We start from the raw sequence: 26,814 nt of genomic DNA, 5'->3' as shown, positions 1-26,814 counted from the left end.
CTAAAATTTTTTTAATTTATTCTGTATTTTTATGAGATAAATACATTTTGGCGATGCCATTGTAAAGCTTCTATTCTGGGGAAAGATTCTTTTTCATTTGGCAACCAAAGCTGATTATAATTAAATTCTTTCATTGATTTAGAATTTGGTGATTCTTCTTGAAAGTTATTGGAAACAATAATTTTATAATCATCAGAGATTGTAAATAAACCTTTATCAAATGCCCAGTGATGATTTTTACAAAATGATATGCCGTTATCTATTCTATTATCATAAAATTTGGCAAATGGTTTGATATGGGATCCATCTACAATATTTTGCTTTATTGACATGGTGACTTTCATTCCACAAAAAGCACATTTATATTTATAGCTATGTACAACTGCTTTACGAAAGACAGCATCTCTAACTACAGATTTTCTGAGATATGATTTAGGCTGTTTTTGCTGTTGGTTCAATAAATTAATTGAATGTTTTTCCTCATCATCCTCTTTTTGGAATCTTTCATTAATTGCTAGAAGTTCTTTAATATCTTTTTGATTAGCTGAAAACCAAGTTGCAATTAGTACATCTATTAATTCTTTTCTATAATTTTTGTCTTGCAATAGTTCAAAAAGTTCTGGGTCTAAACTGGCATACTCAACTACTTCTTTCAACTTTTTCACGGAACTTGGTTGCTTTAAAGAATTACTTTTAAGATCAATATGCCAGAATCCTTCACTCTTTAGAAAATAAAAAGGAAGGTGTAAACGATTTTTACCTTTATAAATACCAGAAGATAAAATATCCCAATGTTTATTGAAGGTACTAATTAATTCCTCAGATACAGAAATATGATTATTATTGATTAAACCTTGTGTAATCAAATCAATCACAGATAAAATCAAGATTGGTTTATATTCGGCCTTATGGCCAAGCTTTTGACTTGTCTTAAGTTCGGTAAAACGTTGACAATAGTATGCTAAATTTTTTCCCTGTTTAATTCTTGATTTTTGCTCATTTATAGCCCTATGCAAAACATCTATATTTTCAGTATTTATTTGTCATAAACTCGCAGATTAACTAAATAAATATGCCCAATTAAATCTCAAATAACTACCAGAATTAAATTTACTATAACTATTCTCATTCCTCCTTTTTAAAATTACAAAGTTAACTTGATTAGTTTCTCAGCAATACCTGTCACTGTAATGTTGTACTTCGGCAAAATCAATAAATTTTTCACCCCTCCTCTTTACATAGAAAAATAAATTATAGTAATCAGGAATGATTTATGAGAAATGATATTTAATTTTCTTATAAATCAAGTAATACAGCAATCAATCTCTCACATCTGACACCTGATTGCTATATTTATTATAGCGATGCTAAATTGGTTATAAAAATTTTTATAACAGTTAATTTTCAAGGAAAACCTTTAATATTCTGATTCTTAACTATCACCAAAATATTACAACTGAAATTGGATTTCTATGGGTGTATCTCATATTTGCAAAAATACTTTTTTCCTATATATTCCCTGTTCCCTGTTCCCTGTTCCCTGTTCCCTAAAGCAATAAATTTTTGGCTTTATTCAAAATTGAGAGGCACCCATTTCTATAGATGTTATTTCTATTTTAAGTAAGAATGCAATCACGATATTAAATATTAAAATCTATTCATACCAATTCACTTTAAAAATGTCATAAATAGTTTTCAAATTTAAATTTGAAATAATTTCCTGAAATTACTGAGCGTGTCTTTCATATCGCCCATAGAAAAGTTTTTAGGAAAGAATGAAACCGAACAGCTTACTTCAATATCTAAAAAAAGTGCTTGAGAATTTAGGAACAAAATATGTAATTAATTTTGCTTATGTACTTACTGCTGAGTTTGAAGCAATTTTCAGTGTCAAAAATCTCAAAGTATCCTTATTTTAAGGGTAAAAAAAGACATTAATATTCACCCCTTGTGTTTCATTGATTAATATTGACATAATAAATTGTATATGATATACAAATAACTTACGATTAACAATCATATCAATCAAATAGTTTTTAAAAACATTCGTTAACAAAAATTTATATATACATAATTTTTTAAAAATTGTTAAAAATATTTCCCAAAATCAGCGATGAAAAAAACCAATAAACCCACCTCAGAAATAGCAAAAGAAATTTTAGAAAACGATAATCGAGAAAGAGAAGCGATCGCTATCCTTTTAGACAAACATATAGGCAAAGATGACAGACTTTTAGTACAAAAAACCATGATGGGAAAAACGGAAGCTTACATCGGTTCCGTTACTCTAGAATGGTTAGATAGTCGTGTACGTTTTGCCTCTCAACTACCATTATTTCGGCAAAAATTTGATGTAGAAACAGATAATATAATTCGTGACGCAGAAACAATAGATGAAATTCAACAACGTCCCCTAGATTGGTCTCGTCAAGCTCCATTAACCCTATATTTAGCAACAAGAAAAGCACATAAATTTCCAGCAGTATTAGTAGTAATTAGCCCCAGTTGGGTAGATAATCCCAAAGCAGAAGAATGGAATAAAAATGGTGAAGCAAATAAATCTGCTACTGATTTTTTACCCCTAGATTCAGCGGGAAAAGTAGGATTATTAGACCTACGTTTAGAAGTAGCAGTATTTGCCCTAGACGGTCAACATCGACTGATGGGAATTCAAGGTTTAATGGAATTAATAAAGACAGGTAGGTTGCCTAGATATAACAAACAAAAAAAACCAGTAGGTGCAGCTATTAACATTGATGATTTAGCGGAAACCCATCATATTGAATTACCAGAATTACAAAAATTAGCTTACGAACAAATAGGTATAGAATTTATTCCGGCAGTAGTAAAAGGAGAAAGTAGAGCACAAGCACGACGGAGAGTTAGATCAGTTTTTGCTCATGTAAATTTGACTGCTGTAAAATTAAGTAAAGGGCAGTTGGCATTATTAAATGAGGATGATGGATTTGCCATTGTGGCTAGAAAAACAGCAATTTATCATCCTTTATTAAAGGAGAAAGATGATAGAAATCCACGGGTAAATTGGGATAGTGCAACTGTGGCAACTAAGTCTACTGTTTTAACAACTCTTCAGGCAATTCAAGAAATGTCTGAAAGATATTTAAAACCTCGTTATCCTCATTGGAAACCTTCAGATAAAGGTTTAATTCCAATGCGTCCCGAAGAAGAGGAATTAGAAGAGGGACTAGAGGAATTTATGTTGTTTTGGAATTATTTATCTAATTTACCTAGTTATTCAAGATTAGAAAATGGTGTCGAAACTCCAGAATTGAGAAGATTTAGTTTTGAAATAAAACCAGGAGAAGGTCATGTTTTATTCCGACCTGTTGGGCAAATTGCTTTTGCTGAAGCTCTAGGAATTTTAATATATAAAAAAGGCTTTTCCTTGGAGGAAGTTTTTCAGAAATTAAATAAGTATGATGTGGATGGTGGTTTGAGTGGAATAGAATTTTCTGACTCTATTTGGTATGGGGTTTTATATGATTTTAATCGGAAGCGAATGTCTGTAGCAGGGAGAGATTTAGCGATGAGATTGTTTATCTATATATTAGGTGGAGTTTCTGACAAAATGGAACGAGCAGAAATTCGTCGAGAGTTGGCAGAAGCAAGGAGAGTTGGGGATAATCAAGCTGTAGATTTTCAAGGTAAGTTTGTGGAATTAAAAAAGGTAGGGTTGCCGAAAATGTTGTCTTAAAGTGTTAGAAAAAAGTCAAGTTAAACAATTAATAATTAATAATTAATAATTAATTATTAACAATTACCTCTTATTTTCAAGGGGAGGATTGACTCAAAAGAAAATTTTTTCTCTCTTGGTCGATTGGATATGGCGAGGAGACCCGTTCTTACAGACCCGCTCCGAAGATCGCCATCCCACCCTACGGGAAGCTGCGCTAACGACCGCTTGTTTCTCCTTTAAAGGAGAGGCTTTAAACCTTAATTATTCGGTAAGGAAGAGTTGATTGATGTTTTGAATTTTTTCAAATTATTGAGACTAGCTTTAGTGCAATAAACTGCAAAAATTTATCTGCAATGAAAGCTATTTTAGAAGTTTGTGGAGTCAAAAAAAATAAGTCTGCGCTTACAATAATTTCATCGCAATTTTTATTCAGTAATACTACACTACAGAATATTATTTTTAACTATTACTCAATAAATATTTTTCTAAATACTGCCAATGTTGATGCCCGTATTCTTCTCGTAGTAAATCTTTCATATCAGCATTAATAACTAATTCTCCATCTTGATTATCTTGGAATAGTAGTCCATGGTCAAGTACCTCTTGTAGATCGGTGAGAGTATCTATTAAATTGGCGATCGAATAATGTTCTTCTACCCATTCAACAGGACTAGGTATTTCAGAATTAATATTTATTGGATTATTAGTATTAACTTCCATAATTTAATATCAGTAAAAATCCTGAATTTTAATCAATTGTTCAATCTTAATATATCATCTGATTATTCATGCCGTAATTTCAGTGAGGCTAGTCAAAGTGTTATTGTGAAAAATTTTTATGTCTTTTGCGATCTAGATCAATGGTATAGTGTTGCCTTTTGTGGATCTACGGATGTTGAAGAAAATAATTGGAGCTATATATAGAGATAGGTGGCTTTTAGTATGGAAGAAGCTCTTTCTAGGCGTAATTTTCAAATTTCCTTTTTGTTGTGGCATTCTTTTTTATCGTTGATACAATATCAAATTGGATTTGGCTTGTAATTTTTATAAAAAAGTAAAAAAAGTCAAAGTTTTTGCTTAAAGTAGGATTTGAGTATTTAAATAACTTGATTCTGATTTGTTCTATCTAAAGTAGTAATAGTTTAAACAACATAATTAAGATGGCTATAAACAAATTTTATGGATAGTATTTTTATTCAAATAGTTGCCTATCGCGATTTAGAATTAGTCCCAACAGTAGAAGAAGCGATCGCCCATGCCACTCATCCTGAACGCCTCACTTTTGGCATTTGTTGGCAGTATGGTACGGATGAGGAAAAGGACTATATCAGCAAACTTAAAGGTATTAAAGATTGTCGTATTATTGCAGTGCCTGCTTCTGAAGCTCGTGGCGTAGGTTGGGCGAGGTCTTTGGTACAAAAGTTGTGGCAAAAGGAACGTTATACTCTACAAATTGATGCCCACATGAGATTTTTGCCTGGCTGGGACATAGAATTGATTAAAATGCTGGAAATGTGTCCTAGTGAAAAACCTCTTTTGAGTACTTACCCTCCTGCTTACAAACCCCCCAGGGAATTGGTTGGGGATACGCCAAGTCGTTTAGAGGCAAAGGAGTTTGGAGATCCTGGTATTTTAAGTTTGAGAGCAATAGGCGATTTGAGTAAATGTAGTATTCCACAACTAGGAGCTTTTGTTGCTGCTGGGTTTATTTTTGCAGATGGGTTAATTATTGAGGAAGTACCCTACGACCCGGAGATTTATTTTACTGGGGAAGAGGTATTATTTGCTGCGAAAGCTTGGACAAGGGGATGGGATATTTATCATCCTAATCTTAGTGTTTGTTGGCATTTTTATAATACTGGTAAAAAGCGGGTTGTACATTGGGAAGATCATCAAGATTGGTGGGTACAAAATAAGATATCTGAATCTCGTTTTCGTCAGATTTTGGGAATGGAAACTGCTACGGAAGATTTTGGGATTTATGGTTTAGGAAATGTCAGAAGTTTGGCAGAGTATGAAGCATTAGCTGGTGTTAGTTTTAAGGAACGTTGGTTTATTCGTTTTATTTAGGGAAGAAGGAAGAAGGAAGAAGGAAGAGGGAAGAAGGGAGAAGTTAGAAGTCAGAAAGTTAGAAGTCAGAAAATTAGAAGGAAATTAGTTAAGTACAAAGGTGAAAATTTTTCGCTTTGCTGGAAATATGATTTTCTCCTAACTCCTAACTCTGACCAAAAGACTTTTTCACAGCAAACCCTAATTAATTTTCAAGCTAATAAATCATCTACTGCCACACTAAAACCTATTAAAACTTTTTGAGTAGTAACAACCTGACCAGAAGTAAACATTAAACCTTGATTTTCAGTAACTATTATTATCCATTTACTCTCAGGAAAAACTAACCAAACTTCTTCACCAAAAGTTAAAAGTTAAAAGTTATCAGGAAGTTAGCCAACTACAAGCGTGGGAATTTTTCTATTTCTTGAAAATCGGAAAGTTCTCTGAATTTATGAATCAGAAAAAATTTCAAGTCAACACTAAAAAGTAATTAATTCTCAAGCTAATAAATCATCTATTGCCACACTAAAACCTATTAAAATTTTTTGAGTAGTAACAACCTGACCAGAAGTAAACATTAAACCTTGATTTTCAGTAACTATTATTATCCATTTACTCTCAGGAAAAACTAACCAAACTTCTTCGCCACCAGATTCTAAATATTCTTGAGCTTTTAAAAAGACATTTTCAGCTAAATCTGTAGGAGAAATAATTTCTGCACTTAAAGGAAAACTCTTTAAGAAGGAAGAAGCAAGAAGCAAGAAGGAAGAAGGGAGAAGTCAGAAATTAGAAGGAAGAAGGAAGAAGCAAGAAAGAAGAAGGAAGAAGTAAGAAGTAAGAATATGAGATTGTATTGATAGTAGAGTTTGGCATCAATACCCAAATCAAATTATCAAATTATTGTGCTATTTTTCATCTTTTTGTCGCTCCTGCTTAAAAGAACTCCTAACTATATCTCCAATTGATATACCTGAATCCTCTATTTTTGAATCTTGTATATTTATGTTGTACTTAGCTCTTTGAGTTTTACTTATTTGAAAAGGCAGTATTAGAAGCTCTGCAATTTTTTTAGAAAAACTACCTATGTCTCGAATGATAAATACAAATATAATTAATTTTGCCAAAAAAGCTAGATTTTTACCCCAATCTGGAATCAATTCCAAGATTTGTGGAATAGTAAAAAATAATATCAAGAAGGTGACAAAATTCGTTATTCTAGAAATTTCATCCTTCTCACCTTTATATGTTCTTGGAATAAGTTGAACTTTGCTACTATCTTGATTTGAAACAAATAATCGCTGACAACTAATAACTGTTAACTGATAACTGATAACTGATAACTAAATAAACTGTTAACTAATTATCCACTGCCTAGTTCCGAAATATTTACAAGAATGAGCAGCAATATTAGCAGCATTTGTCAAAGCTTCTGTAAATTCTCTATGAAAAATATAGTGACAAAAAGCTCCATGAAAAATATCACCAGCACCTAAAGTATCAACAGCATTAATTTTTGGAACTTCCACATTACCAAACTTACCTTGACTCAAATATTTGATAGGTTTTTCTCCTTGAGTAATGGCAATATGTGGAATATTTTGATTTGCTAAATAGGTAAAAACTTCCTCTTGACTCTCACAGTTAGGAGGATAAAAATTAGCAGAACAAATAGCATAATCAACAAAAGGTAAAATTTCCTCAAATCCTGGTTTCCAACTACCACCATCTATAACAATAGGAATATTTTTTGACTGAGCAATTCGAGCAACTTCTAAACTCGCTGCCATTTGATGACCGTCGATTAAAACAATATCAATATTATTAATAATATCTGGGTCAATCAATTCTTTTGAGATTTGAGACTTAGTAGCATTGATAGAAATTACAGCGCGATCGCCTGTATTTTGAGTAGTAATAATTGATGAAACTGGTGGAGGTTCGGAACGATTTTTATCTAAGTCTTGTATCGTGACATTATGCTTTTCTAAATCTGCTCTAATTAGGTGAGTTATCGGATGATTTCCTAGCCCACAGAGAAGAGTTGTTTGATTATCAAAGTAGCTAAATGTTACCGCTGCATTTGTGGCAGGTCCCCCTGCTGTAATAGTATAATCGGCAGCAACAATTTTTTGATTTTTTTCGGGATAAGTTGTTGTGATATAAAGTAAATCTAAGGTTATTAATCCCACAAATAGTCCGGTTTTAGTCACTTTTTATTTCTGCTTTAGCAACTTCAAAAAATATATTGACAGTATTCAAAATAAAATCAAAGAGCGTGTCAGACAAATTGATAAATGTTTGCTAAAAATACCCAGTTTTTTTCTAGTAATCATGCCAAGTCAGGTTTAGTATGATTGCTATATTATGATCTTTTTCTTTTGAGTTTAATACCCCACCGTCAACGGGGGTGTTTACAATTGGTTGGGGTTTGTAGACGCGGAGCGAGCGGCTTGTCGAAGACTATCCCCATCTACTTTTTCTTCCTTCCTTCCTTCTTCCTTCTTCCTTCTTCAATATTATTTTAGTAAACGTAAACCACTTAATGTTACTAAAACTGTAGACCCTTCATGACCGAGTACTCCAAGAGGCATATTGATATTTCCAGTAAAGTTAGCGACTAATAATAGGAAAATAAACCCAATAGCAAAAGTAATATTTTGTTTAATAATACGATTAGCGCGACGACCTAAATTTATAGCTTCTACTAATTTTTCTAAGCGGTCTGCCATTAATACAATATCTGCTGATTCTAAGGTAACATCACTACCTGCATTACCCATAGCAATACCAACTGTAGCTAAGGATAAAGCGGGAGCATCGTTAATACCATCTCCTACCATTGCTACATTTCTATTTTGTTGTTGCAAGCGCTTAATTACTGTTAATTTATCTTCTGGTAATAATTCATAATAGACTTGATTTATACCAAGATTTTGAGCAACACTATGAGCAGTTTGTTGATTATCTCCTGTCAGCATAGCTATAGATTTTATCTTCATAGACTTGAGTTGATTTATCATTTTACCAGCTTCTAAACGGACAGTATCAGCAACAGATATTAAGCCAATAATTTCTTGTGATTGTGCAACAAAAATCACTGTTTTCCCCTGTTTTTGGAGGCGGTTACTTTCATCTAAAAAGTAGGAACTAAAATTATTTACTTCTGACTTAATTAAATTTTCTTTGCCAACCATAATAATTTGACTATCAACAATACCAGTAATTCCTTCCCCAGTTTTTGCTATAACATTAGTTGCTTGTTGCCACTGAATATTTTTTGTAATTGCTGTTTGAGTAATAGCTTTTCCAATAGGATGTTCAGAACAAGATTCTAGGGCAGCAGCTAACTGTAAAACTTCATTTTCTGACTTACCTTTTTTGGGGATAATATCAACAACTTGTAGTTCCCCAGTAGTCAGAGTTCCTGTTTTGTCGAAGGCAATTCCTTGAACTTCTCCCATCATTTCTAATTGAGCACCATTTTTAAATAAAATTCCCTGTCTAGCTCCATTAGCAATGCCAGATAATAAAGTGGGCATAATTGATGCCATTAAAGCACAAGGAGAAGCAACAACTAAAAATATTAAAGCTCGATAAATTGTAGTTTCCCAACTCCAATTTAATAAAAATGGGGGTAAAATTCCAAGCAATAGACCTGAGATAACTATAACTTTGGCGTAAATTTTCTCAAACTTTTCCACAAATCTCTGAGAGGGTGGAGTTTCAGTTTTTGCTTGTTCAACTAAACGAATTACACGCTGAATTAAACTACTTTCTGGAGATTTATTTACTTGTAGTCTTAAAACACCATTACCATTTAATGTACCTGCAAAAACTTCATCTCCTACAGTCTTATCAACGGGTATAGATTCTCCTGTAATTGGAGCTTGATTGATGGTACTACTGCCTTCAATAATAATACTATCAGTTGGGATAAGTTCTCCAGGTTTAACTAAGACAAAATCTCCCATTTTTAATTGATTAACTGGAATTTCTGTTTCTTGATTATCGACTATTAATCTGGCAGTATCAGGAGTAATAGCCATTAATTTTTGAATATTACGTTCAGTTCGCTCCATAGCAAAAGTTTCCAGAGCGCCACTAATAGCAAAAATTAAAATTAGCACTGCTCCATCAATTATTAAGTGATATTCTTGTTGCCATAAACCTAAAACAGCAGCTCCCAAAGCAGCAACAATCATCAATAAATCAACATCTAATTCTTTTTCTGACCAGAGAGTTGTTATACCTTCTTTAGCACTTTCATAACCACCAATTACATAAGCTGTTGCTAGAATTAATAGTGCTAAACCAACCCAATTAATTTGTAAACAAAACCAACTCAAAAAAATCAGTACAGCACAGGTTCCCGCAGCAAATGCTTCTGGATAATATTGAGCAAGTTGGAGGTATTGAGGCAGAGAAAAATTTTTCTGATTCATCTTAGTTAAAGATAGTTTTTACTAAGTTTTTTGGCAACATAGTTATGATTACTTCTCACTGTTAAGGGAATGTAATCTAGTAGTGACTTTTTATTCTATCTGAATTTTTAAATTGCTTTTACCGAAAAATTCAGGTATAAAGCCTCTCCATTCATGGAGAAAAAAGAAAAAAATCCTTTGATCCAATTCTCTTATTTATAAGAAGAGGTAATTATAAATTCTTAATTCTTAATTCTTAATTCTTGAACCCCTCCAAAATCAATAGCTAACTGAATTCTGACATTAGCATAATAATATAGACATATTCATAAAATCAATAATAGTTTTATTTTCATACATTTTTCTCATTTTAATTATGGGTTTAATACCCCACCGTCTAAACAGTGTTCAAAATTGTTTGGGGTTAGAATCCCGATGCAATTTTCCCTCCTGACTCCTTCTTCAATCAAAATATCTTGCATGAGTATCTCTTGTCTACTTCAGCCAAAAATCTATATCTTTTTCACGTTTATGTCTAATAATTATGTATGGTTACAGCACTTTTTAGAATAGTGAGGTACGCTTTTAAGGCTAATCTTTTTTTCCCTACTCCCTACTCCCTACTCCCTACTCCCTACTCCCTAAAGTCCTAAAATTTTGTACCTCATCAACTACAAAACTGCTGTAAGTGTTCATGTTCTATTGAGGATAGCTATAGCTAAGTGGTAATTTTGATATAGGGTTTCTCAACCTAATTAGGTACACTTATCTTTATTTGTTTTCTATTCCCTATTCCCTATTCCCTAGAACCAAAAAATTTTGTACCTCACTCTTTTTGGGAATTGCTATAAAATAGATTTATTAGTAAGAAATTGGTGTATCTAAAAAATTAAAAAAAGTGAATAAATTAATAATAGACTTTAGCTGCCCAATAATGCCATCTCATCTTAAATTACGACCCTATCAAGAACAAGCTATTAATAATTGGTTTACAAATAGAGGTAGGGGAATTTTGAAGATGGCAACAGGTAGTGGAAAAACAATAACTGCCTTAGCGATCGCTACTCAACTTTATCAAAAAATTGCTTTACAAGCATTAATTGTTATTTGTCCTTATCGTCATTTAGTAACTCAATGGGGAAGAGAATGTGAAAAATTTTCTCTCCAACCAATTCTCGCTTTTGAGAATGTACATACTTGGCAAAATCAACTTTCTACTACACTTTATAATATTCATTCTGGCTATGAAAAATTTATTACTGTTATTACTACAAACTCTACTTTTATTTCAGACAGTCTCCAATCTCAAATTAAATATTTTCCTGAAAAAACTCTGATTATTGGGGATGAAGCACATCATTTAGGTTCGCCCAAGTTAGAGAAGAGTTTACCAAAAAATATTGGTTTAAGACTTGCTTTGTCTGCCACGCCAGAAAGATATTTTGATGACCAAGGAACTACGGCAATTTTAGATTATTTTGGTGAAGTATTACAGCCTGAATTAACTTTGGCTGATGCGATTAGACAAGGTGCTTTAGCTCGTTATCTTTATTATCCAATTTTAGTAGAATTGACTGAAACAGAAAGTCGCGCTTATGCTAAATTAACTTCCAAAATTGGTTGGGCATTATTATTATCAGAAAAAGAAAATGTAGAAATAGAAAAAGAAGATTTAACAGCTTTATTAATTCAGCGTTCCCGTTTAGTCGCTTCAGCAACGAATAAATTAACAGCATTAAAAGCATTAATGGCTAATCGTTTACAAACCAGTCATACTTTATTTTATTGTGGGGATAGTTCGGTAGAAACTGAAGATATTTCAAATTTAAGACAAATGGAAGCAGTGGTAAGAATATTAGGTTATGAATTAGGTTATCGAGTTAATACTTATACTGCTGAAACTTCAATTAAAAAAAGAGAAAAATTAAGGCAACAATTTGAAAGTGGGGAATTACAAGGTTTAGTAGCAATTCATTGTTTAGATGAAGGGGTAGATATACCAGCAATTAAAAATGCAGTTATTTTGGCAAGTAGTCAAAATCCACGACAATTTATCCAGAGAAGAGGACGAATTTTACGGCCTCATCCAAGTAAAGAAAGGGCAACTTTATTTGATATGATTGTTTTGCCTCCAGATATGGGTAGAAGTACCTTGGAAGTAGAAAGAAATTTACTCAGAAAAGAATTAAAACGCTTCTTAGAATTTGCTGATTTAGCAGATAATTCTGGGGAAGCTCGGAGAAAGTTATTAAACATTCAAAAAAGATACGGATTGTTAGATATTTGAATCTGAAAAATTAATGGATTTTGTTTAACCGTATTATTACCAGATGAATTTTTGAAGAATCAAGTTAAAATATTTAGTAAAGTCTCCCTGTGTCAATTCTAGTAGAAGGATTAGAACGCTTGAAATTTTGAAAAATTATTGATTCTTTTCAATTACAGCAGTTTTAGACTTGATGAAGTACAGATTTATAGTGCTTTATCCAAACAAACAGGGAATAATAAATAGAGATTAAAATTAGACTTTACCTTACCATCCTTAAAAGTGCAGTAAGCTAAGTTCTGTCTATTTTGTTTACCCAATTTTTATGATTAATTTATTTATCAACTCCGATAACAGTTCTATAGCAATCCGCGCATTGGTTATGACAATTTTTATAATAATTAATTTGAACTGAAAACCTTTAAAATTATGACTAGGTCTTCCTAACTCAGTCTTCCTGTACGGGCGTTTTGCTCCGCAACATATAAAGCGGAGAGCTTCTACGTTAGCAAATGGCTATTCGCCCCTACCAGCAAAATATTACAACTTAAATAGGATTGCTACATCTTAAGTGCCTCAGCAAAATTAATTGTATATTTCCAATCTATTTTCTGAACGTTAAATCTCCTACTATATCTAGAATGCCACTATTTTTTATTAAAATTAAAATGCACTGGTTATTTTGTGTGCCTACTTATAGCAAACAAAATTCACAAGAATTTAATTACAGATTAATATGTAATTCCTGCCTACAACCAAACACTTTAGACCAGGCAGCAATTGTCAAAATTAAACCTTTTTTCCTCCCTGTTTATATACCTCTCTTTAGAATTAAGCAACAACTCATCTAACAACATGGGTAAGAGTTCCATACTTGTCGATCTATTGCATGGATTTTTGACAAATGATTTAGGATTGCTATATATATTAATCAAGCTTACTTTCTTCTTCAAGAAATTGGTATTAGTTGGTAAAAATATCCACATAATTAAGCAACAACTCATCTAACAACATGGGTAAAAATTTCATACTTGTCGATCTATTGCATGGATTTTTGACAAATGATTTAGGATTGCTATATATATTAATCAAGCTTACTTTCTTCTTCAAGAAATTGGTATTAGTTAGTAAAAATATCCACATAATTAAGCAACAACTCATCTAACAACATGGGTAAGAGTTCCATACTTGTCGATCTATTGCATGGATTTTTGACAAATGATTTAGGATTGCTATATATATTAATCAAGCTTACTTTCTTCTTCAATAAATTGGTATTAGTTAGTAAAAATATCCACATAATTAAGCAATAACTCATCTAACAACATGGGTAAAAATTTCATACTTGTCGATCTATTGCATGGATTTTTGACAAATGATTTAGGATTGCTATATATATTAATCAAGCTTACTTTCTTCTTCAAGAAATTGGTATTAGTTAGTAAAAATATCCACATAATTAAGCAATAACTCATCTAGCAACATAGGTCATTTTAGTTATCAGTTAGCCTCCTCAGGAGGAGCTACGCTAACAGTACCTCCTGGAATAAGGAGGCTTGGCATAAGGAATATTCTCTTTTTTTTATCCCTTAAAAGGGGAGGCTTTAGACCACAATTTATCGGTAAGAGTTTCAGACCTTTTATCTATTGCGTCAACTTTTTACAAATGATATATATATTGATAAAGTTTTCTTCTTCCTTCTTGCTTTGTATAGCAAATTCAAAAAATATATTTAAGTAGTCAAGCAAAATTAATTGCATATTTGATGGTCAGCTTAAATAGGTAGGAAAAATTATTTTTAGATTGACATCTTGTTCACAAAAGTATATTTTTATGCCCTACTCCCTACTCCCTACTCTCTACTCTCTTGTTGCAAATGTTAAATTAATTTTGCACAGGTACTTACAGTAAAATAACCTGCCAAACTATTAAATAACTTGCACTCTTCTTAACTTCTAACTCTTGACTCCCGCCAACAAAAACTTTGTAGCAATATTTTTTAAACTGGTATTACTTCTTCCTTCTTACTTAAATAAAAATGACTCTAAAATACTCAGACAAAGTAACCACAAAAATATCAACAATTTTTTCAGAAAAACATTCAAAGTATGACATTAAAACTCAAGCAAAACTGAATAATATTCAAGAACCAATTACCAGCGCACCAGCAGAAGTAAAGCAGATTATTGGGCGAGTATTACAACTAGAAAAAGACCGACTTTATAAAAAAATACCCCGGATAAATGATGACATTCTTAAAATTATCAAGGAAGCAGTGCAATGAAATTAATCTCAATTATATTGTGTAATTTCCGTCAGTTTTATGGAAAAACACCAGAAATAATTCTGGCATCAGGCCAGAAAAATACAACAATTATTCATGGCAATAATGGTGCAGGTAAAACAACCATAATGAACGCCTTTACTTGGGTACTTTATGAAAAATTTAGCGCCGCTTTTATAATAGAAACTCAACTGGTAAATAAACGAGCAATTACAGAAGCAAAACTTGGTAAAGCCATAGCTTGTTGGGTAGAAATTGTATTTGAACATGATAATAAATGGTATCAAGCCAAACGTTTATCTCGAGCTTATCGCAATGAAAAAAATGAAATTGAACATGGTAAAAGTGAATTGTATATGCAGATAGCTGGAGATGACGGACGTTGGTCTCCACCTCCAGAACATCCTGATGATATTATTGGTAGAATTTTGCCAGAAAGTTTACATAGATATTTCTTTTTTGACGGAGAAAGAATTGAGTATATTGTTAGAGACGACCGGAAAAGTGAAATAGCAGAAGCAACGAAAGAATTATTAGGAATTGAAGTATTAAATCGTTCTGTTAGACATTTAGGGGAGGCAAAAAAATCCTTAGAAACTGATTTGAGATTAATTGGTAATCCTGAAACTAAAAAACTGCTGAAAGAAAAAAATCAAATTGAACAAGAAATTAACAAATTATCAAAACGCCAAACAGAGATAGAGAAAGAATTACAAGATCATCGAGAAGTTAAGAAAGAAATTAGTAGTCGTTTAGTGGAATTTAAAGGTGCAGAAGGATTACCCCAACAAAAAGACCAATTAAACATCCAGGTAGTATCAATCAAAGAACAAATATTACAAGCTTATCAAGGGTTAAAAAGAGCTATATCAACTCGTGGTTATATGGTTTTCTTGTCAGATGCCATAGGAAAATTCCGAGAAATTTTTGGTAATTTAAAAGAAAAAGGTGAGTTGCCCATAGGAATCAAAAGACAGTTTGTACAACAGTTATTAGAAAAACAACGTTGTATTTGTGGAGCAGAATTAACTATAGATTCTCTAGGGAGAAAATCAGTAGAAAAATGGATGGAAAAAGCCGAAATTGCTGATGTAGAAGAAACCGCAATTAGAATGAGTATACAGATAGATGAAATTGATAAACAAGTACTAGAGTTTTGGGATGAAGTCGATCGACAACAAGCTAATATCGAAAAATTGCGTCATCAACTTTCACGGGTTGAAAATGAGTTAGAGTCAGTTCAAAAAAAACTACGAAGTTATCCAGATGAAGATATTCAGCAGTTACAAAAACGGTTAGATGAAATAGAAATTAAGGTAGGAAACTTAAACCGAGAAACTGGGTCAAATGCTCTACAGCTAGAAACTTTAAATAAAGAAATTAAAATCTTAGATAAACAACTTGATAAACAACAAATGAATGAATTAAAACAAGTTTTAGCCCAAAGGCGAATTGCAGCTACTCAAGATGCTATCAATAGATTGATAGAAGTCCGAGCGCGTCTAGAAAAACAGTTTAGAGTTTCTTTAGAAAAACGAGTACAAGAGTTATTTTCAGAAATTTCTTTTACTCCCTATATTCCTAAATTGAATGAAAATTATGAATTAACTTTAGTAGAAAATACTGGTGGAGAAGATGCTTTAGTTGCCGCTTCTACAGGAGAAAATCAAATCCTCAGTTTGGCATTTATTGGTAGTATTATTGACGAAGTAAGAATCTGGAGTCAAAAAAACACTTTAATGGGACCCGATAGTAGCACTTTTCCCATAGTAATGGATTCTCCTTTTGGCAGTTTAGATGAAATTTATCGCAGACAAATTGCTAATATTATTCCTCAATTAGCAAATCAATTAGTTGTATTGGTAACTAAAACTCAATGGCGAGGTGAAGTAGCGGAAGAAATGGCTGATTATATTGGTAGAGAATATGTGCTTTCTTATAATTCTCCAAAATTAGATTGTGAAGAAGATGCTATTCAGTTAAGTGGAGAATCTTATCCTTTGGTAAAACGTAGTCCGAATGAGTTTGAATATACAGAAGTACTTGAGGTAGATTATGATTAAACTCTAAAATGCTGTGCAAACAGCTAGAGGTACTTTTAACGCAGTTCTTCCAGCAGGAGGCAACTGATAACTGAAATTACATTATTTATGTGAATTAGTATTAGTAATATCAATTCAAGTTGTTAAGTGGAGATATTTTAGAGTAATCTCACCCTTTTTATCTTGCATTTATACATAAGATTATTCCGTTATCACTGTGCTCGTTTGTGCAGCATGACCTAAGAAAGTCAGAAATAGGAACTCACCAAGTCAGAAGTTTTTCGCACAATCATTTTCGGTAATAAAATCTCTATTTTTAGACTGAGAAATATAGTGACGCGACCCCCGCTATCAATTTTATTTTAGCGGTTAAAAATTAGTGGTGAGTAACAATCTCCCGCTAATTTTAACTTCTAACTTTCAGTCCGAATGCTCCGCAAACACACTTCTGATTTTTGACTTCTTGAATATAGCTCCTCGGAAAGAGGTAAAATAGTCAAATGTTAAACAGGAGAGAAATTATGATACATAATATTCAAGATATTGAAGGCATGAATTCTGTATATGCTGAAAAATTAATAGGAGTAGGTATTACTAATGTTGCAGAACTATTAGAAAAATGTTCTTCTCTCGCAGGAATAGAAGAATTGGAGCAAGCTACTTCTATTGAAAAAGACCTGATTATTCAGTGGGTTAATTTTGCTGATTTATCACAAATTAAAGGAGTAGATCGGGAATATTTTTCCCTATTATCAGCTTTGGGAATACATACAATTTCTGAATTAAAAAATCGGTTTCCTGAAACACTCCACTATCAGATGATGAAGCTTAACCATCAAAAACAACTCGTGCAACGCTTACCTAGTTTAAGTATGGTTAGAAGTTGGGTTGCTCAGGCAACAAATCTTCAAAGAAAAGCTGCCCATAACAATGTGCCAACTACTAAATTACCATTAAAAAAATGGTCTATAGATTGGTCTGATTAAGAAAAAAGGTAGTGGTAAACAAATAATGATTTTTGAAGTTTAACTCCCAACAATTAAAGGAATATACTAACTAATATCCTGATATCTTTAGGACTAAGAGAAAAAACAGCAACCCTACAGCTTAAAGTTAAAAAAATCTAGCGAGAAACCCCATAAGTTCTCATTCTGTGAAGCACCTAAAAAGCCCAGGTTTTTTTCCTTGCATTGCTCAAATAATTGTGAGAAGATTTAAGTATAAGGGTTAACTTGCCTATACGCTTGACTTTTTATTCAATCAAGAAATATCTATGAAATAGTCTGGAGAAATAAAAGACACAAATTTGACATTCTCTCCTGGTAAATCGGAGATGATACCGGGAGTCCTCAAAGCTGCATTTTTGATAGAAGCGATCGCTAATAAAGAAAAACCCCATAAGTTCTCATTCTGTGAAGCACCTAAAAAATCGCCCAGGTTTTTTGCCTTGCATTGCTCAAATAATTGTGAGAAGATTTAAGTATAAGGGTTAACTCGCCTATGTACTTGACTTTTTATTCAATCAAGAAATATCTATGAAATAGTCTGGAGAAATAAAAGACACAAATTTGACATTCTCTCCTGGTAAATCGGAGATGATACCGGGAGTCCTCAAAGCTGCATTTTTGATAGAAGCGATCGCTAATAAAGAAAAACCCCATAAGTTCTCATTCTGTGAAGCACCTAAAAAATCGCCCAGGTTTTTTGCCTTGCATTGCTCAAATAATTGTGAGAAGATTTAAGTATAAGGGTTAACTCGCCTATGCACTTGACTTTTTATTCAATCAAGAAAAATATATGAAATACTCAGCACTCACTGCCACAAACAGTCTAGAGAAATAAAAGACCCAGATATAACCAGATTTGAGGTAATTTTTATTAGTTATTGATTGATAGCGATGTAGCTACCGCACTTGCTCCGCCAACGCTCTATTGAAAAACCGGAAAAATTTTCATCTTGTGAAGCACCTAAAATCATCAAGCAAGATAGTTTGCCTTGCATTCTCCAAATAATTGTGAGAAGATTTAACTATAAGGGTTAACTCGCCCATGCTCATGACTTTTTATTCAACTAAAAAATAGTATTTCACATAAATATAAATTATTATTCGTTTTCAATTAGAGAGAATTTAAATAGCTCTCCTATGAGAAATCCAGCTATTTAATTGTAATTTGCTCGAGAAAAATCAGACTTTTTAAACACTAAAAAATGTTGTTGTGGTAAAAAATCATCAGTCTCTTGCCAAACCAAACCCACAGAATTCATTTCTTTTTTTACCTGTTTCTCAGTCATCTTGTGCAAACCTTTAATCATAATCATCGGATTTTCACCCCGATATTCCAATAAAATAACCCGCCCACCAGACTTCAAAGCAGCAACTATTCCCAACATCATTTCTCGCGGATATTCAAACTCGTGGTAAGCATCAACTAACAAAGCAATATCAACAGTAGAAGGAGACAAATTAGGATTATCTACATCCCCTAAAACCGTCTCAATATTAGTAATATTTTCCTCATTTTTAACAAAATTAATTAACTCCAACATCTCCGGTTGTATATCTACCGAAATCACCTTACCTTGAGGAATCAAAGGACTAATTCTAAAAGTAAAATAACCAGTACCAGCACCAATATCTGCCACAACATCTGTAGATTTTAAATCAAGACGATCGATAGCATTTTGAGGATTTTCTCTATAACTTCTGCTAGGTCTTTCTAACCAAGCAGCACCTTCATGACCCATAACTTTAGCTATTTCTCGACCTAGATAAAATTTCCCAATACCTTCCGGATTATGGATAGTTTTATATTTATAAACTCCATCGGAACTAGCAACTACATTAGTTTTTACAGAACAAGCATTTAAGATTAGACTTAGAAAAACTATAGATAAAATTATGCCTACATTTTTTAAATAGTTGATGAACAATTTATTCACACTTAACTAGGATTAAATAACTAGAATAATCTTATCATATTCCACCAAATTAGTAAGTAAAGCCAAAACAAAATTTAGTTATAACTACTTTCCTGATAGTCGCCTTATACCAAATTCAAGAAAGATTGTTACAGTAAAATATAGATGCTTAACGGAATTGAAAAATCTTCATTGTTTATTTATTAAACCTACCACCTACCACCTACCACCTAACACCTAATACCTTGAATAGCCAATGTAGCAATATTTTTTGAAAATGGTATTATATATCTGCTTCTAACCGTTTGATTGAATAGAGTGAATTAACGACCGCTGCTAAAGCAATAATTTACTCGTTAAACAATTAACAATTAATAATTACCTCTGATTTTTATTCAATCTTGTTATCAAAATAAATATCAATGTTTTTTATTCTTAAACGGAGACGGTTAAAAACTGAAATTATTAATTATAAGTTATGAAGTAAATAGGAAAAAAAAGCTATATATCCAAACAAAAAAAACATGATTTTCAATTTAATAAATTTAGTTATAGCACGATAGATAAACAAGATAAATATCCCCCTTTTTACCGAATGATTAAGGTTTAAAGCCTCTCCTTGGATGCGCCGCGAGTTGTCGCTCTACAAAGAGAAACAAGAAAAAAATTTCCCTACCGCGTCAATCCTCTTCTTTTCAAGAAGAGGTAATTGTTAATTATTAATGATTAATTATTAATGATTAATGATTAATGATTAATGATTAATGATTAATGATTAATGATTAATGATTAATTATTAATTATTGAAAGTCTTGGTATATATTTTAATTTGAGATACAGTAGTTTATATCAATTCAAGCAATCAATAACAATTAGTTGGTAAAGTAATACAATTATGCCTCAAAAATATAATAAATTAGTACGCGATCGCATTCCCGAAATTATCCGTAAAAGTGGTTTAGACTGTGAAACTATCACTCTCTCAGAAACAGAATATCGCCAAGCATTACGAGAAAAACTTATTGAAGAAGCCCAAGAAGCAGCAACAGCAAGTAACGCTGATTTAGCCATAGAAATAGCTGACTTATTAGAAGTAGTAGATGCTTTACTCAAAAGTTATGGAATTTCTCATAATCAAATTACACTCGAACGAGATCAAAAACGCGCAACTAAAGGAGATTTTGAGCAGAAAATCATGTTATTGTGGACAAAAGAAAATAATACTAAATAGAAACTATTAAAAATGTTGAGGAAAAACATCTTAACTAACACACCTTGAGAAGCAATTGTGGGTTATTCTCGTGCAGTAAAAATCGGTAATTTTATTTATGTCTCAGGTACTACTGCTACCGATAAAACTGGGAAAATTATGAGTACACACACTGATGAACAAACTGTACAAATTATCCAGAATATTGAAACAGCTTTACAGACAGTCGGAGCAAGTTTAAAAGACGTAGTCAGAACCATAATTTATGTAACAAATATCGATAAATGGGAAGAAATAGTTCAACAATTAATAATTAATAATTATTAATTATTTTCAAGGAGAGGATTGACGCTTAAGGAAAAATTTTTCTCTCTTGGTCGATTGGATATGGCGAGGAGACCCGTTCTTACAGACCCGCTCCGAAGATCGCCATCCCACCCTACGGGAAGCTACGCTAACGACCGCTTGTTTCTCCTTTAAAGGAGAGAATTTCAACCTTAATTATTCGGTAAAAACTTCATAGCTTCAATCTATAATTTTGAAAATTTTACACATCTCGAACAGATTAATATATTTAATTTTTAGTAATGAATAGAATTAGAATTGCCAGAGATAAAGCAGATTTAGTCAAAGCTTTAACCGAGTCAGAAGAAAAAACAGCTCCTTTTAAAACTTATGCTGATGTAATGGTATTTGCCGCATCTTTAGCCATTAAGAAAAACCACCGAGTTCCACTAACAGAAATTTCTCAAAGAGAACCAGGTCCAATTAGTATTGAAGTTTTTTGGTCTAGGGGATATGACAGTATTATTAAATTAATCGCGATCGCCGACACAAAAGATACACAAATTCTCTCTCCAACAAATGAAGAAATAGAAGAAAATTACATTAAAATATTTGAAGAGTATGCCAATGGAGGGTTAGAAATATTACGAGATGAAATGCGGGGTGCAGTAGATTATTCAGAACGACTTTTATTAGTCTTAATTTCCCAGAGATATCAAAAATCTCAGCCAGAAGCAGAATTTGATTTAACTAAATTTTTGAAATAAATAAAAAAGTTCAAAAATCAACAATTAACAGTTATACCAATTTGATGTGAGGCTTCACAGAATTAGGTGTTAGGTGTTAGGTATTAGGTATTGGTCATTATACCAATTTGATGTGAGGTGGCACAGAATTATCAAATTTATTAACTTGTCTATCTCGATCTACAGTCAACCCCGATCAAAATATTATTCTATGCAACTTCTTATGAATTTAGTATTAACAATTACCTATTTTCAAAAATAATAGGATTGACTCAAAAGAAAAATAAATGATTTTTTTTCTTACCCCGAGAAGCTTAAAATCTGAAATTATTAATTATTAACTATGAATTATTCGGTGATAAATATAGACAAAAATTTAGTTTTAATAACGCTAATTAGCACATAAATTAAGAAAGTGAAAAAACCTAACTAATGTAATGGTAATCTAACAAAAAAACCTCTTCCCTTCCGTCTTCTACTCTCTGTACCTAACTCCCAAACCTAACTGAGACCCTTAATCACAATAATTTTTAACATCTATCTAGCTACTTAATATTAATGTTATCTTTTCTCAGCCTGAATTATCATCAAATCAAATAATATCATGTCCGGATAATAGCGTGATCAAAAAACTTTCTCCTTCTCCTCATCTTTCTTCTTCTTTCTTCCCTCCTGACTCGGTCCTCGGTCCTCGGTCCCCCTTCATCGTTTATTTATAACTGTTCAACCGAAGATGATATAACTCTTTTTTGACTTTTGACTTTTGACTTTTAATTTTTAACTTTTGACTTATATTTAGGTGCGCCCATACAGGTATGATGACGATATTGAGCATCAAAAAGGGAACGCAAATTAAAGAATCATGCGAATTTTATTTGTGGCAGCTGAAGTAGCTCCTTTAGCCAAAGTTGGTGGTATGGCCGATGTAGTCGGAGCCTTACCCAAAGTGCTACGGGCCATGGGTCACGATGTCCGTATCTTTATGCCTTACTATGGCTTTCTGGGCGACAAAATGGAAATTCCAGAAGAACCAATCTGGGAAGGAAATGCCATGTATCAAAGCTTTAGCATTTATGAGACGGTACTACCAAAAAGCGACGTGCCGTTGTACCTATTTGGCCATCCGTCTTTTTGGCCACGTCGTATCTACTACGGAGATGACGAAGACTGGAGGTTCACTCTATTTGCCAATGGAGCGGCTGAGTTTTGCTGGAATGGCTGGAAACCAGATATTATTCATTGCAATGACTGGCACACAGGCATGATTCCAGTTTGGATGCATGAAACCCCAGATATTAAAACCGTATTTACTATTCATAACCTAGCTTATCAAGGACCTTGGCGCTGGTTATTAGAAAGAATTACTTGGTGTCCCTGGTATATGGAGGGACATAATACAATGGCTGCAGCAATACAGTTTGCCGACCGGGTAACTACTGTTTCTCCTACTTATGCAGGTCAGATCCAAACACCAGCTTATGGCGAACGCCTAGATGGTTTAATGTCTTTTATTAGCGGTAAGTTAACAGGTATTCTTAATGGTATTGACCTGAACTTTTATAATCCAGCTAATGACAGATACATTGCTCAAACTTATACTATCGATACCTTAGAAAAACGTGCTGCTAATAAAATTGCTCTCCAAGAAGAGGTAGGCTTTGAAGTAAATAAAAACACGTTTTTAACAGGAATGGTCTCCCGACTGGTAGATCAAAAAGGACTTGATTTAATGCTGCAAGTATTGGATCGGTTTATGGCTTATACCGATAGTCAGTTTATATTGTTAGGCACAGGCGATCGCTTCTATGAAACCCAAATGTGGCAGATAGCTACTCGTTACCCTGGTCGTATGAGTGTCCAACTTTTATATAATGATGCCCTATCTCGGCGGATCTATGCAGGTACCGATGGTTTTTTAATGCCTAGTAGATTTGAGCCTTGTGGTATTAGTCAAATGTTGGCCATGCGTTATGGTAGCGTACCTATTGTGCGTCGCACAGGAGGGTTAGTTGATACAGTATCTTTCCATGATCCAGTTAACAATGCTGGTACTGGCTATTGTTTCGATCGCTATGAACCACTAGACTTCTTTACTGCAATGGTTAGAGCTTGTGAAGCTTTCCGCTTTAAAGAGCAATGGCAAGAATTACAGAAACGCGGTATGAGAGAAAACTTTAGTTGGGACAAATCAGCTCAGGAGTATATTAAAATGTACAAATCAATACTTGGCTTACCTGAGGAAGAAACAACAACAGACAAGGAGCCTGAATTAGTCTAGTAAAACCTAATTTTAGAATAGGAATTGAGTTAAAACACCCAATTCCTTATTTCTTTATTTCTTTTCTTTTTATAGAAAGCTTGTACTGAAATTTATCAGTTGTCAGCTTTTTTATTTCTCCGAACGTCTTGCTTTTCAAGCTAGTTAATTTACTGAATTAACATCAAAAATGCTTTTTTTAAGTAAATAAATCTAGCGGTAAATGACCATAAGTTCCATTAATTCCTGTATCTTCAGCAGATTGACAAGATACTAATACCCCTCTATATTCTCCAATATAGGATTCAAGATGATATGACTCTTTTATCCCATTAAACTTGATATAAACTGAACCTTCAATTGTTCTAAAATTAGAATCATCAATTAGGGTAGTATTATATCCTAATGCCCCTAGATAGCTTTCTAAAGCAGATAAAGCTTCAGTAGTTGATTCGGCACAAATTCCCAACATTTGATAGTCAGACAAATTAGCTAATAGCAAAATTGCTGCTTGAGTAATAGCTTTTTCCTCTGGTGATTCTACTAACTTAATGTTTTGACAGGCAAATTTATGGAGGATTTCTTCAGCTTGAACAACAGTGAGATTCTGAATGTTTTGAGTGGACATATAATACTGTAAATTGTATGACGATAATATCTGTAATATTGGTTGGATAACAGGAGTTTTATAAAAATTATACAATTTTCAATAACTCAACTAAATAAAGTTAATCAATGACAGCCTAATATTACATCTATGATATTGTCTAAAGTACAAAATTTATAATAGTTAACTGAGAATATGAAAAATACTATAGTAACCAGCCTATTTTATACTTCCTACTCTCTAACCCTTGAAATAATTAGCTATCTCAAGAGTTCAGGGTTAATATTGACTTCTGAACTTTCATGTAATAATTGACAGGAAGCTTTAACATGAGTTATTATCACTATTAATCAACTATAGCCATCCTAAGATAGAATATGAATATAAGCTACATATAAAGAGAATTAACCGTTAGTATTTAGATGATTAAAACTTTTTCAAAACCTATTTAGATAATTTATATTATATTATTTAAGTAAAAATATTTGATGAAACAATCTTTTTGATGATGAACTACAAGTTTAGTCAAATTTATTATTATATCAATAAACTAGAAAAACTTGCTATCTTGCTATCCATAAATAAAAAAAATAATTTATGACTATCTTCATAGGTCTTAAGTTGTATCAATACTTTTTAAATTTATCCATTACACTAATCTCTACTATTTTTATTCAAAAATATCGCACAAATAAAATATCTACATAGGAATATAGAATAAAATTTCTCAATAACTAATTACCAAATTAATAAAATCATCCTTAGATCCAATAAATAAAATTATAATAGAAGTAGTAAACTCAGGAAATTAATCATCAGTGAAAATATCATTAGTTGTTAGTGACTTATCAACCAGTGGTGTGGGAAGATGGGGAGGCGCAGTACGTCCTTTCTTATTATCTCAAGCACTAAAAAAACTACAAGTAGATGTAGAAATTGTGGGCTTTGTTAGTGGAGAAAAACAACAACTAACAACTAATCAGGAAAATACTATTATCGCCATAGATAGCCACAATTACTATCCCAAATTTTTATTATCAGCCAAACAACTTCTAGATAAAATAACAGGAGACATAATTTACGCCTACAAATTAAAACCTACCAGCCTAGGTTTATCTCTAATCAGAAAAATGCAAATCCATCGCCCAGTATTTTTAGATATTGACGATTGGGAGTTAAGCTGGCATGGAGGAGATAGTTGGAAATATCATCCCAGTCTTAAACAATTAGCTAGAGATATCTTGAAACCAGAAGGAGCATTGCGACAACCAGACCATCCCTTTTATTTAAAATGGATAGAAAGTTTTGTCTCCAAAGCAGACAGGGTAACTCTACACAATCAATTTCTCAAAAAACGTTTTGGTGGGACTTATTTACCAAATGGAAAAGATACCACTTTATTCGACCCAACCAAGTACGATCCAGAGGTAAGTAGAACTCGTTATGGCTTGAGCGATTATAAAATTTTAATGTTTCCAGGGGCACCACGACCATATAAAGGCGTAGAAGATGTTTTAATCGCCCTAGAGAATATCAATCAGCCAGATTTAAGGTTGGTCATCGTCGGAGGTAGTCCTTATGATGATTATGACCGTCAACTCATGGAAAGATGGGGACATTGGATAATTAAAATGCCAAAATATCCACCTACAGTTATGCCAGAAATTGTAGCCGCTGCCCATATAATAGTAGTCCCCCAGAGAGATACTCCAGAAGCTCAAGCACAATTTCCATTAAAACTAACTGATGGAATGGCAATGGCCAAACCAATTATCGCCACAAAAGTAGGGGATATTCCAGAAATTGTAGGCAATACTGGCTATTTAGTCGATCCTAGTTCTCCCGAACAAATTGCAGCACAAATTGAATTAATATTTAACGACTTAGCTACAGCAAATACCAAAGGCATGAAAGCTAGAAAAAGATGTATTAAATATTATAGTATTGATGCTATGGCAGCAATTTTATCAGAGTTAATCAAAATTTAGTGAGCAGGTATTAAGAGTAGTAAAAATTGAGATATTGT

At 32.7% G+C, this 26,814-nt stretch carries 21 protein-coding genes; 13 read left to right on the top strand and 8 right to left on the bottom strand.

The genetic code is table 11. The features are described 5' to 3' along the window. Positions 1-29: 29 nt before the first annotated feature. On the bottom strand, positions 30-1,016 hold the full coding sequence (locus tag F6K18_RS06840; RefSeq protein WP_287519692.1) for an HNH endonuclease: 987 nt from the start codon (positions 1,014-1,016) through the stop codon (positions 30-32). Positions 1,017-1,775: 759 nt separating this feature from the next. Here F6K18_RS06840 and F6K18_RS06835 point away from each other — a divergent pair. Together F6K18_RS06835 and F6K18_RS06830 are read left to right on the top strand one after the other, a co-directional pair. After that, positions 1,776-1,919, top strand: coding sequence for a hypothetical protein (locus F6K18_RS06835; RefSeq protein WP_287519690.1), 144 nt, complete (start codon positions 1,776-1,778; stop codon positions 1,917-1,919). Between the two features lie 194 nt (positions 1,920-2,113). Then, positions 2,114-3,715, top strand: a complete 1,602-nt coding sequence (locus F6K18_RS06830; RefSeq protein WP_287519688.1) for a DGQHR domain-containing protein — start codon at positions 2,114-2,116, stop codon at positions 3,713-3,715. A 441-nt stretch (positions 3,716-4,156) separates the two neighbouring features. Here F6K18_RS06830 and F6K18_RS06825 read toward each other — a convergent pair whose 3' ends face one another. After that, positions 4,157-4,417 carry a hypothetical protein gene (locus tag F6K18_RS06825; protein ID WP_124143742.1) on the bottom strand — a complete coding sequence of 87 codons (261 nt, stop codon included), beginning with the start codon at positions 4,415-4,417 and terminating at the stop codon, positions 4,157-4,159. A 459-nt stretch (positions 4,418-4,876) separates the two neighbouring features. On the opposite strand from F6K18_RS06825, the gene F6K18_RS06820 reads away from it, so the two are divergent. Further along, complete coding sequence (locus tag F6K18_RS06820) at positions 4,877-5,767, top strand: GlcNAc-transferase family protein (RefSeq protein WP_287273758.1); 891 nt, start codon at positions 4,877-4,879, stop codon at positions 5,765-5,767. Beyond that, a complete protein-coding gene (locus tag F6K18_RS06815) occupies positions 5,727-5,855 on the top strand; it encodes a hypothetical protein (protein ID WP_287519957.1) in 129 nt (42 codons plus the stop codon). The genes F6K18_RS06820 and F6K18_RS06815 overlap by 41 nt, the downstream gene beginning before the upstream one ends. A gap of 391 nt (positions 5,856-6,246) precedes the next feature. Here the strand turns inward: F6K18_RS06815 and F6K18_RS06805 are convergent, their stop codons facing one another. From F6K18_RS06805 to F6K18_RS06790, 4 genes are all read right to left on the bottom strand, one after another. Beyond that, positions 6,247-6,510 carry a hypothetical protein gene (locus tag F6K18_RS06805; protein ID WP_353735021.1) on the bottom strand — a complete coding sequence of 88 codons (264 nt, stop codon included), beginning with the start codon at positions 6,508-6,510 and terminating at the stop codon, positions 6,247-6,249. Positions 6,511-6,654: 144 nt separating this feature from the next. Continuing rightward, positions 6,655-6,912, bottom strand: coding sequence for a hypothetical protein (locus F6K18_RS06800; protein ID WP_287519686.1), 258 nt, complete (start codon positions 6,910-6,912; stop codon positions 6,655-6,657). A gap of 189 nt (positions 6,913-7,101) precedes the next feature. Further along, the gene (locus F6K18_RS06795) at positions 7,102-7,959 is read right to left on the bottom strand and encodes a sugar kinase (protein ID WP_287519685.1); all 858 of its coding nucleotides are present in this window, start codon (positions 7,957-7,959) and stop codon (positions 7,102-7,104) included. A gap of 306 nt (positions 7,960-8,265) precedes the next feature. After that, a complete protein-coding gene (locus F6K18_RS06790) occupies positions 8,266-10,191 on the bottom strand; it encodes a heavy metal translocating P-type ATPase (RefSeq protein ID WP_287519684.1) in 1,926 nt (641 codons plus the stop codon). A gap of 913 nt (positions 10,192-11,104) precedes the next feature. Here F6K18_RS06790 and F6K18_RS06785 point away from each other — a divergent pair. From F6K18_RS06785 to F6K18_RS06770, 4 genes are all read left to right on the top strand, one after another. After that, positions 11,105-12,457, top strand: a complete 1,353-nt coding sequence (locus tag F6K18_RS06785) for a DNA phosphorothioation system restriction enzyme (protein WP_287519940.1) — start codon at positions 11,105-11,107, stop codon at positions 12,455-12,457. Positions 12,458-14,475: 2,018 nt separating this feature from the next. Then, a complete protein-coding gene (locus tag F6K18_RS06780) occupies positions 14,476-14,721 on the top strand; it encodes a hypothetical protein (protein ID WP_287519682.1) in 246 nt (81 codons plus the stop codon). Next, the gene (locus F6K18_RS06775; RefSeq protein ID WP_287519681.1) at positions 14,718-16,784 is read left to right on the top strand and encodes an AAA family ATPase; all 2,067 of its coding nucleotides are present in this window, start codon (positions 14,718-14,720) and stop codon (positions 16,782-16,784) included. The genes F6K18_RS06780 and F6K18_RS06775 overlap by 4 nt, the downstream gene beginning before the upstream one ends. 500 nt (positions 16,785-17,284) lie before the next feature. Further along, positions 17,285-17,749 carry a DUF4332 domain-containing protein gene (locus F6K18_RS06770; protein ID WP_287519680.1) on the top strand — a complete coding sequence of 155 codons (465 nt, stop codon included), beginning with the start codon at positions 17,285-17,287 and terminating at the stop codon, positions 17,747-17,749. A 1,175-nt stretch (positions 17,750-18,924) separates the two neighbouring features. On the opposite strand, the gene F6K18_RS06765 is transcribed toward F6K18_RS06770, so the two are convergent. After that, positions 18,925-19,704 (bottom strand): class I SAM-dependent methyltransferase, encoded by a 780-nt coding sequence (locus F6K18_RS06765; protein ID WP_375341295.1) that lies wholly within the window; start codon positions 19,702-19,704, stop codon positions 18,925-18,927. 874 nt (positions 19,705-20,578) lie between these two features. Between F6K18_RS06765 and F6K18_RS06760 the strand changes: the two genes are divergently transcribed. The 4 genes from F6K18_RS06760 to glgA all read left to right on the top strand — a co-directional run bounded on the left by F6K18_RS06760 (position 20,579) and on the right by glgA (position 24,202). Beyond that, the gene (locus F6K18_RS06760; protein WP_287519678.1) at positions 20,579-20,914 is read left to right on the top strand and encodes a nucleoside triphosphate pyrophosphohydrolase; all 336 of its coding nucleotides are present in this window, start codon (positions 20,579-20,581) and stop codon (positions 20,912-20,914) included. Between the two features lie 57 nt (positions 20,915-20,971). Beyond that, on the top strand, positions 20,972-21,220 hold the full coding sequence (locus F6K18_RS06755) for a Rid family hydrolase (RefSeq protein ID WP_287519677.1): 249 nt from the start codon (positions 20,972-20,974) through the stop codon (positions 21,218-21,220). A gap of 260 nt (positions 21,221-21,480) precedes the next feature. After that, the gene (locus F6K18_RS06750; protein ID WP_124146587.1) at positions 21,481-21,945 is read left to right on the top strand and encodes a DNA phosphorothioation-associated protein 4; all 465 of its coding nucleotides are present in this window, start codon (positions 21,481-21,483) and stop codon (positions 21,943-21,945) included. 841 nt (positions 21,946-22,786) lie between these two features. Next, a complete protein-coding gene (glgA, locus tag F6K18_RS06745) occupies positions 22,787-24,202 on the top strand; it encodes a glycogen synthase GlgA (protein ID WP_287519674.1) in 1,416 nt (471 codons plus the stop codon). A gap of 178 nt (positions 24,203-24,380) precedes the next feature. Here the strand turns inward: glgA and F6K18_RS06740 are convergent, their stop codons facing one another. Next, positions 24,381-24,809, bottom strand: a complete 429-nt coding sequence (locus F6K18_RS06740; protein WP_124146585.1) for a DUF1824 family protein — start codon at positions 24,807-24,809, stop codon at positions 24,381-24,383. Positions 24,810-25,606: 797 nt separating this feature from the next. Between F6K18_RS06740 and F6K18_RS06735 the strand changes: the two genes are divergently transcribed. Continuing rightward, positions 25,607-26,776: a glycosyltransferase family 4 protein gene (locus F6K18_RS06735; protein ID WP_287276800.1), complete on the top strand. Its 1,170-nt coding sequence runs from the start codon at positions 25,607-25,609 to the stop codon at positions 26,774-26,776. Positions 26,777-26,814 lie beyond the last annotated feature (38 nt).

Origin of the sequence: Okeania sp. SIO2C2, assembly GCF_010692625.1 — a bacterium.
Classification (GTDB): domain Bacteria; phylum Cyanobacteriota; class Cyanobacteriia; order Cyanobacteriales; family Microcoleaceae; genus Okeania; species Okeania hirsuta.
Note: the sequence above shows the minus strand (reverse complement) of the source record. Positions and strands in the feature narration are given on the sequence as shown.

Excerpts from the sequence above, each read along its gene's own strand:
- F6K18_RS06835 (WP_287519690.1), top strand. The coding sequence starts at position 1,776 with ATGAAACCGAACAGCTTACTTCAATATCTAAAAAAAGTGCTTGAGAAT.
- F6K18_RS06830 (WP_287519688.1), top strand. The coding sequence starts at position 2,114 with ATGAAAAAAACCAATAAACCCACCTCAGAAATAGCAAAAGAAATTTTA.
- F6K18_RS06825 (WP_124143742.1), bottom strand. The coding sequence starts at position 4,417 with ATGGAAGTTAATACTAATAATCCAATAAATATTAATTCTGAAATACCT.
- F6K18_RS06820 (WP_287273758.1), top strand. The coding sequence starts at position 4,877 with ATGGATAGTATTTTTATTCAAATAGTTGCCTATCGCGATTTAGAATTA.
- F6K18_RS06790 (WP_287519684.1), bottom strand. The coding sequence starts at position 10,191 with ATGAATCAGAAAAATTTTTCTCTGCCTCAATACCTCCAACTTGCTCAA.
- F6K18_RS06785 (WP_287519940.1), top strand. The coding sequence starts at position 11,105 with ATGCCATCTCATCTTAAATTACGACCCTATCAAGAACAAGCTATTAAT.
- F6K18_RS06780 (WP_287519682.1), top strand. The coding sequence starts at position 14,476 with ATGACTCTAAAATACTCAGACAAAGTAACCACAAAAATATCAACAATT.
- F6K18_RS06775 (WP_287519681.1), top strand. The coding sequence starts at position 14,718 with ATGAAATTAATCTCAATTATATTGTGTAATTTCCGTCAGTTTTATGGA.
- F6K18_RS06770 (WP_287519680.1), top strand. The coding sequence starts at position 17,285 with ATGATACATAATATTCAAGATATTGAAGGCATGAATTCTGTATATGCT.
- F6K18_RS06760 (WP_287519678.1), top strand. The coding sequence starts at position 20,579 with ATGCCTCAAAAATATAATAAATTAGTACGCGATCGCATTCCCGAAATT.
- F6K18_RS06750 (WP_124146587.1), top strand. The coding sequence starts at position 21,481 with ATGAATAGAATTAGAATTGCCAGAGATAAAGCAGATTTAGTCAAAGCT.
- glgA (WP_287519674.1), top strand. The coding sequence starts at position 22,787 with ATGCGAATTTTATTTGTGGCAGCTGAAGTAGCTCCTTTAGCCAAAGTT.
- F6K18_RS06740 (WP_124146585.1), bottom strand. The coding sequence starts at position 24,809 with ATGTCCACTCAAAACATTCAGAATCTCACTGTTGTTCAAGCTGAAGAA.